Annotated in this window: 16 protein-coding genes; all 16 read right to left on the bottom strand. The window is 62.5% G+C overall.

The genetic code is table 11. The features are described 5' to 3' along the window. Positions 1 to 11 precede the first annotated feature (11 nt). Positions 12 to 2141 carry a flagellar biosynthesis protein FlhA gene (gene flhA, locus ACMGGN_RS04405; protein ID WP_046785346.1) on the bottom strand — a complete coding sequence of 710 codons (2130 nt, stop codon included), beginning with the start codon at positions 2139 to 2141 and terminating at the stop codon, positions 12 to 14. A 241-nt stretch (positions 2142 to 2382) separates the two neighbouring features. Then, the gene (gene flhB / locus ACMGGN_RS04400; RefSeq protein WP_046785347.1) at positions 2383 to 3525 is read right to left on the bottom strand and encodes a flagellar biosynthesis protein FlhB; all 1143 of its coding nucleotides are present in this window, start codon (positions 3523 to 3525) and stop codon (positions 2383 to 2385) included. Positions 3526 to 3527: 2 nt separating this feature from the next. Further along, positions 3528 to 4304, bottom strand: coding sequence for a flagellar biosynthetic protein FliR (gene fliR, locus ACMGGN_RS04395; protein WP_414156483.1), 777 nt, complete (start codon positions 4302 to 4304; stop codon positions 3528 to 3530). 7 nt (positions 4305 to 4311) lie between these two features. Further along, a complete protein-coding gene (gene fliQ, locus ACMGGN_RS04390) occupies positions 4312 to 4581 on the bottom strand; it encodes a flagellar biosynthesis protein FliQ (protein WP_012315510.1) in 270 nt (89 codons plus the stop codon). Positions 4582 to 4602: 21 nt separating this feature from the next. Then, on the bottom strand, positions 4603 to 5370 hold the full coding sequence (gene fliP, locus ACMGGN_RS04385) for a flagellar type III secretion system pore protein FliP (RefSeq protein WP_012315511.1): 768 nt from the start codon (positions 5368 to 5370) through the stop codon (positions 4603 to 4605). Continuing rightward, entirely contained in the window at positions 5370 to 5825 is a 456-nt protein-coding gene (fliO, locus tag ACMGGN_RS04380; protein WP_046785348.1) for a flagellar biosynthetic protein FliO, read from the bottom strand. Before fliO ends, fliP begins: the two co-directional genes overlap by 1 nt. Further along, on the bottom strand, positions 5826 to 6290 hold the full coding sequence (gene fliN / locus ACMGGN_RS04375) for a flagellar motor switch protein FliN (protein WP_012315513.1): 465 nt from the start codon (positions 6288 to 6290) through the stop codon (positions 5826 to 5828). Positions 6291 to 6337: 47 nt separating this feature from the next. Continuing rightward, on the bottom strand, positions 6338 to 7306 hold the full coding sequence (gene fliM, locus ACMGGN_RS04370; protein WP_012315514.1) for a flagellar motor switch protein FliM: 969 nt from the start codon (positions 7304 to 7306) through the stop codon (positions 6338 to 6340). Between the two features lie 9 nt (positions 7307 to 7315). Continuing rightward, a complete protein-coding gene (gene fliL, locus ACMGGN_RS04365; protein WP_039601488.1) occupies positions 7316 to 7813 on the bottom strand; it encodes a flagellar basal body-associated protein FliL in 498 nt (165 codons plus the stop codon). 122 nt (positions 7814 to 7935) lie between these two features. Further along, a complete protein-coding gene (locus tag ACMGGN_RS04360) occupies positions 7936 to 9243 on the bottom strand; it encodes a flagellar hook-length control protein FliK (protein ID WP_115274186.1) in 1308 nt (435 codons plus the stop codon). A 72-nt stretch (positions 9244 to 9315) separates the two neighbouring features. Further along, positions 9316 to 9654 carry an Hpt domain-containing protein gene (locus tag ACMGGN_RS04355; RefSeq protein ID WP_115275502.1) on the bottom strand — a complete coding sequence of 113 codons (339 nt, stop codon included), beginning with the start codon at positions 9652 to 9654 and terminating at the stop codon, positions 9316 to 9318. A gap of 57 nt (positions 9655 to 9711) precedes the next feature. Next, complete coding sequence (locus ACMGGN_RS04350) at positions 9712 to 11406, bottom strand: fused response regulator/phosphatase (protein ID WP_115274185.1); 1695 nt, start codon at positions 11404 to 11406, stop codon at positions 9712 to 9714. Positions 11407 to 11411: 5 nt separating this feature from the next. Beyond that, positions 11412 to 11717: an STAS domain-containing protein gene (locus tag ACMGGN_RS04345; protein WP_012315519.1), complete on the bottom strand. Its 306-nt coding sequence runs from the start codon at positions 11715 to 11717 to the stop codon at positions 11412 to 11414. Positions 11718 to 11794: 77 nt separating this feature from the next. Next, complete coding sequence (gene fliJ / locus ACMGGN_RS04340) at positions 11795 to 12247, bottom strand: flagellar export protein FliJ (RefSeq protein ID WP_119687540.1); 453 nt, start codon at positions 12245 to 12247, stop codon at positions 11795 to 11797. A 6-nt stretch (positions 12248 to 12253) separates the two neighbouring features. Further along, complete coding sequence (fliI, locus tag ACMGGN_RS04335) at positions 12254 to 13612, bottom strand: flagellar protein export ATPase FliI (RefSeq protein ID WP_125924737.1); 1359 nt, start codon at positions 13610 to 13612, stop codon at positions 12254 to 12256. After that, a complete protein-coding gene (gene fliH / locus ACMGGN_RS04330) occupies positions 13602 to 14366 on the bottom strand; it encodes a flagellar assembly protein FliH (RefSeq protein WP_414156482.1) in 765 nt (254 codons plus the stop codon). The genes fliI and fliH overlap by 11 nt, the downstream gene beginning before the upstream one ends. Positions 14367 to 14377: the final 11 nt, after the last annotated feature.

Here is a 14377-nt window from a genome sequence, read left to right as displayed (position 1 = left end):
AACCCACTACCTCAGCCGTTGGGGCCCACGGTGGCAACGATGGTGACTTGCTTGTTATCCGGTATTTCCTGATACGCCAGAACATGCAAATTCGGTACAGCCAGGCGGCCGAAGCGCGACAGCATGGCTCGGATCGGGCCGGCAACCAGAAGGATGGCCGGCTGGCCCTGCATCTCCTGACGCTGGGCCGCTTCGATCAACGAACGCTGCAGCTTTTCGGCCATGCTCGGCTCCAGAAGAACACCGTCTTCCTGACCTTGCCCGGCCCTTTGCAGACTATTGAGCAAAATCTGTTCCAACCTTGGCTCAAGAGTGATCACAGGCAGCTCGGACTCAACGCCGACAATGCTTTGCACGATGGCGCGACACAATCCGACGCGCACTGCCGCCACCAGCGCGGCGGTATCTTGACTCTTGCCGGCATTATTGGCGATGGCCTCGGCAATGCTGCGGATGTCACGCACCGGCACCTGCTCGGCGAGCAGTGCCTGCAGGACCTTGAGCAGCCCCGACAAGGAAATGACACCAGGCACCAGCTCTTCGGCAAGTTTAGGCGAAGCCTTGGCCAGCACCTGCAGCAGTTGCTGCACTTCCTCGTGGCCGATCAGTTCATGGCAATGCTTCTGCAGGATCTGGTTGAGGTGGGTGGCAACCACGGTACTGGCGTCGACCACGGTGTAGCCCAGCGACTGCGCCTGGGCGCGCTGGCCAATATCGATCCAGACCGCTTCCAGGCCGAAGGCCGGGTCACGGGCGGCGATACCGTTGAGGGTGCCGAATACCTGCCCCGGGTTGATGGCAAGCTCGCGGTCCGGGTAGATCTCGGCCTCGGCCAGAATCACGCCCATCAGCGTCAGACGGTAGGCACTGGGCTGCAGGTCGAGGTTGTCGCGGATGTGCACGGTGGGCATGAGGAAGCCCAGGTCCTGGGAGAGCTTTTTGCGCACCCCCTTGATCCGGGCCAGCAACTGCCCACCCTGGTTGCGATCGACCAGCGGGATCAGGCGGTAGCCGACCTCCAGGCCGATCATGTCGATCGGCGTCACGTCATCCCAGCCAAGCTCCTTGGTTTCCATCGCCCGTTGCGGCGACGGCAACAGGTCCTGCTGGCGTTGCACCTCTTGCTGCGCGGCGAGCTTGGCCTTCTGCTGCTTCTTCCACACCAGATAGGCACCACCGCCGGCCAACAGGCCAAGGCTGATGAAAGCGAAGTGCGGCATGCCCGGCACCAGGCCCATGACGATCATCAAGCCTGCCGATACCGCCAGCGCTTTGGGCGAATCGAACATCTGCCGGTTGATCAGCTTGCCCATGTCCTCGGAGCCGGAGGCACGGGTCACCATGATCGCAGCAGCGGTAGACAGCAGCAGTGATGGCAATTGCGCCACCAAACCGTCACCGATGGTCAGCAGCGCGTAGACCTTGCCGGCCTCGCTGAAGGACATGTTGTACTGGAGCATGCCAATGAGCATGCCGCCGATGAGGTTGATGAACAGGATCAACAGGCCGGCGATGGCGTCACCGCGCACGAATTTGCTGGCACCGTCCATCGAACCGTAGAACTCGGCCTCCTGAGCGACCTCAGCGCGCCGCGCCTTGGCCTGGGCCTGATCGATGAGGCCGGCATTGAGGTCGGCGTCGATCGCCATCTGCTTGCCGGGCATGGCGTCGAGGGTGAAACGCGCGCTCACTTCAGAGATGCGCCCGGCACCCTTGGTGACCACCACGAAGTTGATGATCATGAGGATGGCGAACACCACCGCACCGACCACATAGTTGCCGCCGATCACCACATCACCGAAAGCCTGGATCACTTGGCCTGCGGCACCATGGCCCTCCTGGCCATGGAGCATGACCACGCGCGTGGAGGCGACGTTCAACGCCAGTCGCAGCAGCGTCGCGACCAGCAAAATGGTGGGGAAGGCGGCAAAATCAAGTGGCCGCAAGGCATACACGCAGACCAGCAGGACCACGATCGACAGCGCGATGTTGAAGGTGAAGAACACGTCGAGCAGGAACGGCGGTATCGGCAACATCATCATTGCCAACATCACCAGCAGCAACAGCGGCACACCCAGGTTGCCCCGGCCCAGGCCGGCCAGGTTGTGGCGTGCGTTGTTGATTAACTGACTGCGATCCACCGAGAGCCCTCTTCAAGCAAAACTTTGACGCCCAAGGGACGCTTGGGCGTGGCTTTGCAAGAAGCTTTCCAACTTTGCTCAGGTCACTTTTATTTGCCTGTAGGAGCGGCCTTGCGTCGCGAAAGGGCTGCATCGCAGCCCCGGCAATTCATGCAGCGCCGCTGACAACCAGGGGACTCATCGCAGCCCCTTCGCGACGCAAGGCCGCTCCTACAAAAAAGAGGCCAATTACCTGTATACCTCAACCATCACGCCGCAAATCCGGCGGTATCGGCAAATCTTCCTTCAACGGCTCCGGCCGCTTGCCCTTGCCGGACCGGTACTGACGGATCTGGAACACATACGCCAGCACCTGCGCCACCGCGAGGTACAACCCTGCGGGAATCTCCTGCTCGACTTCGGTGGAGTAGTAGATCGCACGCGCCAGCGCAGGCGACTCTAGAATCTGCACCTTGTGCTCGACCCCGATCTCGCGAATTTTCAAGGCAATGAAATCCGTACCCTTGGCCAGCAGCAGCGGTGCCACCCCACCCTTCTCGGGGTCATACTGCAGCGCCACGGCATAGTGGGTCGGGTTGGTGATGATCACATCCGCATCGGGTACGGCAGCCATCATGCGCCGCTGCGACACCTCGCGCTGCAACTGGCGAATCCGTTGCTTGACCTCAGGCTTGCCTTCGCTGTCCTTGTACTCGTCCTTGACCTCCTGCTTGGTCATCTTCAGCTTCTTGTGCGTCTGCCAAAGCTGGAACGGCACGTCTGCTGCGGCAATCAGCAACAGCCCCGCCGACATCCACAATGCACTCCACCCCACCACCTGGACGCTATGGATGATCGCCTGGTCCAGCGGCTCGTTGGCGATCGCCAGCAACGCCTGGCGGTCGTTGGCCAGCACCACCAACGCCACCACCAGGATGACGACGAACTTGGCAACGGCCTTGAGCAGCTCGGTCAGGGCATTCATAGAGAACATGCGCTTGATCCCCGCCAGCGGGTTCATGCGGCTGAATTTTGGCTGCAGCAGGCTGCCGGAGAACAGAAAGCCGCCCAACGCGATGGGCGCAATGAATGCCACCACGAACAGCAAGATCAGCACCGGCTGCACTGCCCAGATCGCCATCTTGCCCGAGGCCAGCAAGAAGGCGCCCATGGCACCCTCGTCGACGATCACTTCACGGGTCAGGCTGAAGTTGAGGCGCATCATTTCCAGCAGCGTCTCGGCCAGGTGCCCACCGAACGCCAGCAAACCGCCGGCACCCGCCAGGGTCACCGCCACCGTGTTCAGCTCCTTGGACCGGGCGATCTCACCTTTTTCGCGCGCGTCGCGCTTGCGTTTGTCGGTGGGGTCTTCTGTCTTGTCCTGACCACTCTCGCTCTCAGCCATGCTCAGCGCGCCCTCGCCAGTTCACGCAGCCATTGCAGCGCTTCGCTGGCCAATGCCTGGTAGTGGGAAAGAACATCGGCCAGGCCCACCCAGAAGATGCCCATACCCAGCACCAGTGTCAGCGGGAAACCGATAGAGAAGATGTTCAACTGCGGCGCGGCGCGGGTCATCACGCCAAAGGCGATGTTCACCACCAGTAGCGCGGCGATTGCCGGCAGGATCAGTAGCAGACCGGCACCAAATACCCAGCTAAGGCGCCCAGCCATCTCCCAGAAGTGGTTGACCACCAGCGCGTTGCCCACCGGCAAGGTGGTAAAGCTTTCGGTCAGCACCTCGAACACGACCAGATGGCCGTTCATCACCAGGAACAGCACGCTCACCAGCATGGTCATGAACTGGCTGACCACCGCCACGTTTACGCCGTTGGCCGGGTCGACCATCGATGCGAAGGCCATACCCATCTGTATCGCGATGATCTGCCCGGCGATGACGAACGCCTGGAACAGCAACTGCAACGAAAAACCGAACAACGCCCCGACGATGATCTGCTCACCGCACAACAACAGGCCGCGCAAGCTCAGCGGGTCGAATTCAGGCAACGGCGGTAACGCTGGCACGATCACCACGGTAATGGCCACGGCCGCGTACAGGCGTATGCGCGCCGGCAGCATGCGGGTACCGAAGATAGGCATGGTCATCAGCACCGCGGTCACCCGGAACAGCGGCAGGATGAAGGTGGCGACCCAGATGCCGATCTGTGCGTCGGTCAGCTCCAGCATGGCCGCCTCAACCGATCAGCTGCGGGATGCTGGTGTACAGGCCCGTGATGTATTCCATGAACTTCTGCGTAAGCCACGGCCCGGCGACGATCAGTGTCACCAGCATCACCAGCAGGCGCGGCAGGAAGCTCAGGGTCTGTTCGTTGATCTGCGTAGCGGCCTGGAACATCGCCACCACCAGGCCGACCAGCAGGCTCGGCACCACCAGGATGGCTACCATCAGCGTGGTCAGCCACAGGGCGTCGCGGAACAGGTCGACGGCAACTTCAGGGGTCATGCAAGGCTCTCCTTGACGGCGTCAGACGCCGCCGAAACTGCCGGCCAGGGTGCCCATGATCAGCGCCCAGCCATCGACCAGAACGAACAGCATGATCTTGAACGGCAGCGAGATGATCAACGGCGACAGCATCATCATACCCATGGCCATCAGCACGCTGGCGACCACCATGTCGATGATCAGGAACGGAATGAAGATCATGAAACCGATCTGGAACGCCGTCTTGAGCTCCGAGGTGACGAACGCTGGCACCAGGATGGTCAAAGGTACCTGATCAGGCCCGGCGATATCGGTGCGCTTGGACAGGCGCATGAACAGGTCAAGGTCGCTCTGCCGGGTCTGCGCCAGCATGAAGTCCTTGAGCGGCCCCTGGGCCTTGTCGATCGCCTGCTGGGCGGTCATCTGCTCCTTAAGGTACGGCTGCAGTGCATCCTGGTTCACCCGGTCGAACACCGGGGCCATGATGAACATCGTCAGGAACAGCGCCATGCCGGTCAGCACCTGGTTCGACGGTGTCTGCTGCAAGCCCAAGGCCTGGCGCAGGATCGAGAAGACGATGATGATTCGGGTGAAGCTGGTCATCAGGATGACGAACGCAGGTATGAAACTCAGCGCCGTCATGATCAACAGGATCTGCAGGCTGACCGAGTATTCCTGCTGCCCGTCCGGGCCGTTGGACAAGGTAATGGCCGGGATCGACAGCGGGTCGGCGGCCAAGGCCAGCGGCGCGGCCAACAGCAGCGCCAGCATCAACAACAGGCCCGACAGGGTACGTAGCGCGCCGCTCATCACTTCTTGTCCTTATGATCCTTGCCCATCAGCTCCATAAGGCGCTGGGCAAACTCCGGCGTCGCCTGGCGGGCGCTGGCAGGTACTTCCACGGGCTCGGCCAGCACATGCAAGGCCTCGATGCTGCCCGGGGTATGGCCGATGAGGATCTGCTCCTTGCCGACCTGCACCAGCAACAGCCGGTCACGCGGGCCGATGGCGCGGCTGCCGATCACTTCGATAACCTGGCCACCCTTGGGTGCCGCGCCCTGCATACGGCGCAGCAACCAGGCCAGGAAGAAGATCAGGCCCACCACCAGCAGCAAGCCCAGCACCATTTGCGCCAGTTGCCCACCCAGGCTGCCGGGCGCCGCAGCTGGCGGCGTGGCCACCACGGCCGGCGCGGCAGCGGCGATCACCACTTCGCTGGCGAGCAGCGCGGCAAGGGCCGTGACAGCCCGTATCGTGCCCTTCACTCAGCGCAGCTTCTTGATACGTTCGCTGGGGCTGATCACGTCAGTCAGGCGGATGCCGAACTTCTCGTTGACCACAACCACTTCGCCGTGGGCGATCAGGGTGCCGTTGACCAGCACATCCAGCGGCTCGCCGGCCAGGCGGTCGAGCTCGATCACCGAGCCCTGGTTGAGCTGCAGCAGGTTGCGGATGTTGATTTCGGTGCTGCCCACTTCCATGGAGATGTTCACCGGGATGTCCAGGATCACGTCCAGGTTCGGGCCTTCCAGGCTGACGTTTTCTTTCGGCCGTGGCGAGCTTGCGAACTCTTCCATCGGCAACCGGCCGGCACCGGCGCTACCGCCGTCGCCACCGAGCAGCGCATCGATGTCAGCCTGGCCGGCATCACCGGTTTCTTCCAGCGCCGCCGCCCATTCATCGGCCAGGGCCTGGTCTTCCGGGGAGGTGATCTCGTTTTCGTTAGCCATGATGTCCTCGACAGGCATTCAATTCGTAGTGAGCGACCGGCACGCCGTCAGCGGCGTTCGATCGGGTCGATGATCTGCAGCGCCAGGTTGCCCTTGTGCGAACCCAGGCGCGCCTTGAACGACGGTACGCCATTGGCACGCAGCACAAGGTGCTCCGGCAGCTCGACCGGGATCACGTCACCCGGTTGCATGTGCAGCACATCGCGCAATTTGAGTTGGCGGCGGGCAACCGTGGCACTGAGCGGTACGGAAACGTCCAGCACGTCTTCGCGCAGGGCCTTCACCCAGCGCTCGTCCTGGTCGTCCAGGTCGGACTGGAAACCGGCATCGAGCATTTCGCGCACCGGCTCGATCATCGAGTAGGGCATGGTCACGTGCAGGTCGCCGCCGCCACCGTCCAGTTCGATATGGAAGGTCGACACCACCACTGCTTCGCTCGGCCCGACGATGTTGGCCATGGCCGGGTTGACTTCGGAGTTCATGTACTCGAAGTTGACCGGCATGATCGCCTGCCAGGCTTCCTTGAGGTCGATGAAGCACTGATCCAGCACCATGCGCACCACCCGCAGCTCAGTGGGGGTGAACTCGCGGCCTTCGATCTTGGCGTGACGACCGTCACCACCGAAGAAGTTGTCCACCAGCTTGAACACCAGCTTGGCGTCCAGAATGAACAGCGAAGTGCCGCGCAGCGGCTTGATCTTGACCAGGTTGAGGCTTGTCGGCACGTACAGCGAATGCACGTACTCACCGAACTTCATCACCTGCACACCCCCAACCGCCACGTCGGCGGAGCGGCGCAGGAGGTTGAACATGCTGATACGGGTGTAACGGGCGAAACGTTCGTTGATCATTTCGAGGGTCGGCATGCGCCCCCGCACGATCCGATCCTGGCTGGTCAGGTCGTAGCTTTTGATGCTGCCAGGCTCGGCAGCGCTCTCGGTCTGTACCAGCCCATCATCGACGCCATGCAACAGGGCGTCGATCTCATCCTGGGACAGCAGGTCCTGTACGGCCATTGCGGACTCCTACTGCAATACGAAATTGGTGAACAGCAGCTGGTCTATCACCGGCTTGCCGACTTCCTTTTGCGCCACTTCCTGAACCACTGCGGTGGCTTTCTGGCGCAGCATTTCCTGGCCCACGGAGCTGGCGGCCAAGGTGTCGAAGCCCTGCCCGGAGAACATCATCACCAGGTTGTTGCGGATCACCGGCATATGCACCTTGAGGGCATCAAGGTCGGCCTGGTTGCGGCCCTGCAGGGTGATGCTCACCTGCATGTAGCGCTGGCGGCCGTTCTGGTTGAAGTTGACCACGAAGGCCGGCGCCAGGGGCTCGTAGATCGCCGCCGGTTTGACGTTGGCCGCTGCCGGATCGGCCGCGGGTGCCGACTCGCTCTTGTGCATGAAGAACCAGGTCGCGCCTACCGACAGGCCGACCGCCAGCAGAAGGGCCAGCACCAACAGCAGGATCAGCTTGAGTTTGCCTTTAGTGGCGGGGTCTTTCACTGCGTCGCTCTTCGCCATGCCAATAATCCGTCGTCCATCGGGGTTTCAAATGAGGATGACGTGGCTTGAGCAAGTGTTATGCCAGATTGGGAATTTTTGCCTGTACCGGCCCTATCGCCTGCGAAAGGGCCATCAGCAACTCACGCGTAGAAATCGACCGCACTGTCGCCAACGACCACCTGCTGCTCCACCGGCCGTGAGGCATCGGCAAGCTCACCCTGCTCGGTACCACCGCCATTCTGCGCCCGCCGTGCGGCAACGCCGGACAGCTGTGAACCGTCCTGCTGGGCTTGCTGTTGCTGCCCGCGCGACTGGTCAGCCACGTTGACGTCCGGCTGCGCCAGCCCCTGCTGGGCAAACAGTTCACGCAGGCGATGCACCTGGCTGTCCAGCGCATCACGCACGCCCGCGTGGCCGCTGATGAAGGTCACCTGGGTGGCCTGGTCGGCCGCCACGTTGACTCGGATATCCAGGCGGCCAAGCTCGGCCGGCTCCAACTGGATGTCCGCCGACTTCAGGTTCTGGCTGGACAGGTACATGACGCGGTTGACCAAACCTTCGGCCCAGGCGTTCTGGTTCATCGGCAACGGCTGATGCAGCGGATTGCCGGTCACCGGCACGGCATTGGCCGTCTTGGCCGTGGCAGCCTGGGTCAGGCTCGCCAAGCGGTTGGCGAAATCGTCGATTCGGGTGTCGCTGGAGGCGCTCTTGGTGTCTTTGAGGCCATCTTCGAGCAACGCACCAAACGCCTTGTCCCCGCTCTCCGATTGCCCTGCCTCGGCCTCGACCTTGTCCATCAAGGTCGCCAAGGGATTGACGGCTGGCTGACCATCCTCGGCGCCGGCCTGGGAAGGATCGGCGGCGTGGGCCGAGGTCGTGCCCTTGGCCTGGGCAGTTTGCTCCAGCGCCAGGCGCAGGGTCGGCAAGTTGGCCAATGGGTCGGCATCAGGGTCGAAGGCCTGCGCTGCCGGGTCCTCGGGCAGCTCTTCGGTTGTCGGGGCTTGCGGTAACTGGACCGCTGCCTGAAGCACCGGCGCCACGGCTTCAGCCTGGGCTTGCAGCAACTGCGCCCCCGGCTGCGCATCGGTCACCTGGCCCGCCACCAGGCTGGCGTCCAGCGAGGTCGATTCACTGCCAGGCGCACTATCGGCACCGGCTTGCGCCTGATCGTCAGCTGGCAACTTATTGCCGTCATCGGCAACCGCCGGTTTGTCGGCCGCCTCTTTCTTGCCGCCGTGGGCGACCTCGGGTTTGTCTTTGGGCTTGGCCTGGGCAACCTTGTCATCGCGTACCGGCGCTTTGTCATTGCCCTGCTTGGCCATGACCTGATCGAAGCCGCTGCCCTGCCCGCCCGAGGCCTGCAGCGGCTTGTCCACCTGCGAGGCACCCGCACGCGACGGCTTGCTCAGCGTACTGGTTTGCAACAAAGGATTAGGTGCGACAGGCATTGAAGGGTCTCCGCGCCAGAAACAAAGGTATCGTTCAGGCACATACAGGCAAAAGTCGAGCCAACTGGCCGATCAGCCTGCGGAAACCCGCTTGCGCTCGCCCTGATAGAAACGCTGCACCTCAAGATACTCCTGGTCGATGCGGTTGATCAGCTCTTCTATGCCATGCAGCGAGCGCTGCTTGACCCGCTCCTCCAACTGATGGCAAAGCTGCGCCAGCCCGACCGCACCCATGTTGCTGCTGCTGCCCTTGAAACTGTGCGCAGCCACGCCCAACTCATCGGCGTTCCTGGCGCCATGAAGTTCGTCAAGACGCCGCCCGGAATCTTCCAGAAAGGTTTCCAGCAGTTGCAGGTAGCCATCTTCCATGACCTCCTGCAGCTCACTGAGCACCCTGTGATCAATATGCATGTCAGTCACTTGCTCACTCCTTGATCAAGCAGAATTATGCCTCAAGCGCCAAACAGCTCACCAATCGAACTGCACCCATGCGCAACGGCCACCGTCCCGCCACCCGGCACTACTACCAAGGCGCCGTACCAGGTGCAACCCTCGACCACTCAATCCATGCTCACGGGAAGGAAGCGCCAGCACCCGCTGCACATCGAACCCAGCACCACTGTCACGAACTTCGATCATCAGACGACCGCCTGCAGCCATCGGTTCCACCTTCAGATCGATGCGCACGCTGCCCTCGGTCAACACACCGAGCCTGCGGGTGCGTTCCTGATAATAGTCGGCAAACCCATGCACATCGCGCTTGAGCCGCGAATCCAGGCCCAGCACACCGTGCTCCAGCGCATTGGAATACAGCTCGCTTAGCACGCTGTGCAGGGCGCCGGTGCGGGGCCGCAAACCGTGGATTTCCTGCAGCAACTGCACAAGGTACGGCACCGGGTTGAAACGTTTGAGGCTCTCACCGCGCAACTCGAAGCCCAGCGACCAGTCCAGCGGGCTGGAGCGCCCACTATCAGAATAGATGGTTGGGGCCGGCACCCGCTCCTGCGCAGTGAACATGCGGATATCACACAGGCTGATGTCATCCCTGGGGCGCCCGCCGAAGCGCTCCAGCGCCTCCATCACCTCGTCGAAAAGCCGCGCCGGGTCACGATTGGCCGCCAGCACCGCGCGCAAGCGCTCGACACCGAACAACGTCTGCGCTTCGTCGGCTGTATCCACAACGCCATCGGACAGCAGTAGCAGCCGCTCCCCCGGCGCCAGCGGCAACACCTCGGTACTGTCATCGAAGCGCTCCGGCGCCAGGATGCCCAGCGGAAGGTGGCGCGAACCCAGCATGGAAAGCACCTCGCCGCCGGCCGACAGCCGGTAACCATCCGGCATGCCACCGTTCCAGACCTCCACCGAGCCGCGCTGCACGCTCAGGCTGAGGAGCTGTGCGCAACAGAACATGTCTACCGGCAGGATGCGCTTGAGCTTGGCGTTCATCTCGCGCAGCATCTGCGCCAGGCCGTAGCCCTTGGCAGTCATGCCGTAGAACACTTCTGCCAGGGGCATGGCACCGACTGCGGCGGGTAGCCCATGCCCGGTAAAGTCACCCAGCAGCACATGCATGTCGCCGGATGGAGTGAACGCGGCCAGCAGCAAGTCGCCGTTGAATAACGCGTAAGGCGACTGCAGGTACCGAATGTTCGGCGCCGTGATGCAGCCAGAATGGGCAACCTTGTCGAACACTGCCTTGGCCACCCGCTGCTCGTTGAGCAGGTGATGGTGATGCCGGGTGATCAGGTCACGCTGCTCCAGCACCGTGGCCTGCAACCTGCGCAGGCGGTCCATGGCGCGGATCTTGGCACCAAGGATCACCGCACTGTAAGGCTTGGCCATGAAGTCGTCACCACCGGCCTCCAGGCAGCGCACCAAGGCCTCTTCCTCGTTGAGCGAGGTAAGAAAGATGATCGGTACCAGGGCCTCGCCGGCCAATGCCTTGATCTGCCGCGCAGCTTCGAAACCGTCCATGACCGGCATCAGGGCATCGAGCAGAACCAGCTGCGGGCGCTTTTCGGCAAACAGCTCAACGGCCTGCTGGCCGTTTTCGGCGGTATACACGTGATGCCCCTGGCGCCGGACGATCTGGGCCAGCAACAGCCTATCCGTGGCCCCGTCTTCGGCCACCAGCACAGTCAACGGCTGTTCGGCCGGCGTCATGACGCTCAACTGATAGCGAACAGTTTGTCGAAATTGGAGATGGCAAGGATCTTGCGCACATCTGAACTGGCATGCACCACGCGCACGTCCGATTCATCGCCACCGGCGTGATCACGCAGCAGCAGCAACATGCCGAGGGCGGAGCTGTCCAGGTAAGTGGTGTCTTTGAGGTCGACCACCACCGAGTCCGGGCGCTTGGGCTGGCGCTCGTAGGCATCGCGAAACTCCTGATGCTTACCGAAATCGAAGCGGCCTTTGATCTTGATCGTCAGCTTTTTCTCGTCCTGCGAAAAATCAGTCTCGACTGCCATGCTAGCGATTCCTTCGATGATGGCGAATGCAACAATTCAAGGTTTAGCAGGCGGGGGGCAGAGCTGCAAGCTGCAAGCTAGATGTGGCCTTGCCTTGGCAACCGCTGTGACAATTCATCCAGCAAGCGCTGCTCGCGTTTGTCCTCGGCCCGCCGCGCCTCTTCCAGGTAACGCTGCACCAGTTTGCGCAGGCCCTCTACCCGGGCATAGGCTTGCTGCCAGGTGCCCCTGGCGTTCTTCAGGTTGCTCTGGTGCCATGTCAGGCTCTGGCGCTGCTGGGTCATGGCCGTTTCAAGCTGCCCCAGAAAGCGCTGGTAGTTGACCAGCCAACTGCCATTGACGCCTTGGCCACCGCGGTCGATCCATTGCGCCTGGTAGCCCTCACGAAACGACTCGAGTTCGGCCAGCTTGGCCTGGGCCTGAGCCACCAACTGCTGAAAGTGCCCCAGCCGCTGGGCTGCCTTGCGTTCGGCCTCCTCGGCCATCTGCACCACTGGCGCCAGGCGCGCGGCACGGCTTGGCGTACTCATGGCCTATCAACCGTTCGCCGGAGGCGTGAAGATCGCCCCCAACTGCTGTCGGCTCTGGTCCATGCCGACATTTTCGTCCAGCCCTTGGCGCAGGAAGTCCACCAGTTTTGGCTGCAGGGCAATGGCCAGGTCGGTTTCAGGATCGCCGCCTGCCACATAAGCGCCGACACTGATCAGGTCGCGGCTTTGCGACAGGCGCGACCACAGCTGCTTGAATTTTTGCGCCTGGCGCAGATGATTGGCATCGACCACCTGGGGCATCACCCGGCTGATCGAGGCTTCGATGTCGATAGCAGGGTAGTGGCCTTCTTCGGCCAGCCGCCGGGACAAGACGAAGTGGCCATCGAGCACGCCCCGCGCCGAGTCGGCGATCGGATCCTGCTGGTCGTCACCTTCGGACAATACGGTATAGAAGGCCGTGATCGAGCCACCACCCGGCTCACCGTTACCGGCGCGCTCCACCAGCTTGGGGAGCTTGGCGAACACTGATGGCGGATAACCACGGGTAGCCGGCGGCTCGCCGATTGCCAAGGCAATTTCACGCTGGGCCTGGGCAAAACGGGTCAGCGAATCCATCAGCAACAGGACGTTCTTGCCTTTGTCGCGGAAGTACTCGGCAATGCGCGTGCAATACATGGCCGCGCGCAAACGCATCAACGGCGCGTCGTCGGCCGGGGATGCGACCACCACCGATCGCTTGAGCCCCTCTTCACCCAGAATATGCTCGATGAACTCCTTCACCTCGCGGCCCCGTTCGCCAATCAGGCCGACCACGATGATTTCGGCTTCGGTGAAGCGAGTCATCATGCCGAGCAACACCGACTTACCGACACCGGTACCGGCGAACAGTCCCAGGCGCTGGCCCCGGCCGACGGTGAGCAGGCCGTTGATGCTGCGAATGCCCACGTCCAGTGGCTGGCTGATAGGGTCGCGGTTGAGCGGGTTGATGATCGGGCCGTCCATCGGCACCCAATCCTCGGCCTTCATCCCGCCCTTGCCGTCCAGGGCGCGACCGGCGCCATCGAGCACCCGGCCGAGCATACTCATGCCCATGGGCAAACGGCCGCTGTCGTCCAGTGGCACCACCCGCGCCCCGGGCGCGATACCGGCGATGCTGCCGACCGGCATGAGGAAGATCTTGCTGCCAGCAAAGCCCATGACTTCGGCTTCGACCTGCACCGGGTGGTACGAGTCGTCATTGATCACCAGGCAGCGTGCGCCCACTGCGGCGCGCAGCCCCTCGGCCTCCAGGGTAAGGCCGACCATGCGCAGCAGGCGGCCTTCGACCACCGGCTGCACGGGCAGCTTGATCGCCTCGGCGTAGCTACCCAGGCGTTTGCCGAAGCTGGTGCGGTCAAGGCGCATCGTTGGCGCCCAACTCGATCGATACATCCGCCGCCGCCGGGTGCAGGGACTGGTCGTGCAACTGGTCGAACAGCTGGGCCACGGCCTTTTCGATACGGGTTTCCATGGTCGCGTCGATGCGGCTGTGCGCGGTCTCGATGCGGCACCCCCCGGGTAACAGGGCGTCATCCTCAAGCAGCTTCCAGCTCTCCTCATGGCGTTCGCGCAGGGCCTTGGCCAGCTCGAAATCCTGAGGATTGAGGTGAATGCGGATATTGTCCGCACCCATGGGCAGCAGCTTCAACGCTTCACGCAGTACTTGGGTGATCTGACTGGAGTCGCTGCGCAGTTCGCGACCGATCACCTGGCGCGCCATGTGCGCCACCAAATGAACGAGGGTCTTCTCGATCTGTGTGTCCTGTTCGGCGATAGGCTCGAGCAGGTGTGCCATCAGTTGTTCCAGGTCAGCCAGCCGGGCATTGAGCGCCTCCTCGGCCTCCTGTCGCACCTTCAACTGGGTACTGTGAAAACCCTCGCGCTCGCCGGTGGCGAAACCTTCGTTGTAGGCCTCCTGCCGGATCGCTTCGAGCTCTTCAAGGGTCAGTGGCTGGACTTCCTCCAGCGGCACTTCCTCGACCTCTTCCTCGATGATTTCGGGTTCCGGTTCCGGCTCCGGTTCCGGCTCAGGGTCGAAGCTGGGCAGTGCCCACACATCGACGCCTTCCAGGTCACGTGCACGAATCAGGTCGCTGGGGTGAGTTTCTTTGCTGGACATTGGCATGCCTG

The organism is Pseudomonas sp. BNK-30 (assembly GCF_047456185.1).
Lineage (GTDB): Bacteria > Pseudomonadota > Gammaproteobacteria > Pseudomonadales > Pseudomonadaceae > Aquipseudomonas > Aquipseudomonas putida_E.
The sequence above is the reverse complement of the archived record's forward strand: the minus strand, read 5'-3'. Positions and strand labels throughout refer to the sequence as shown.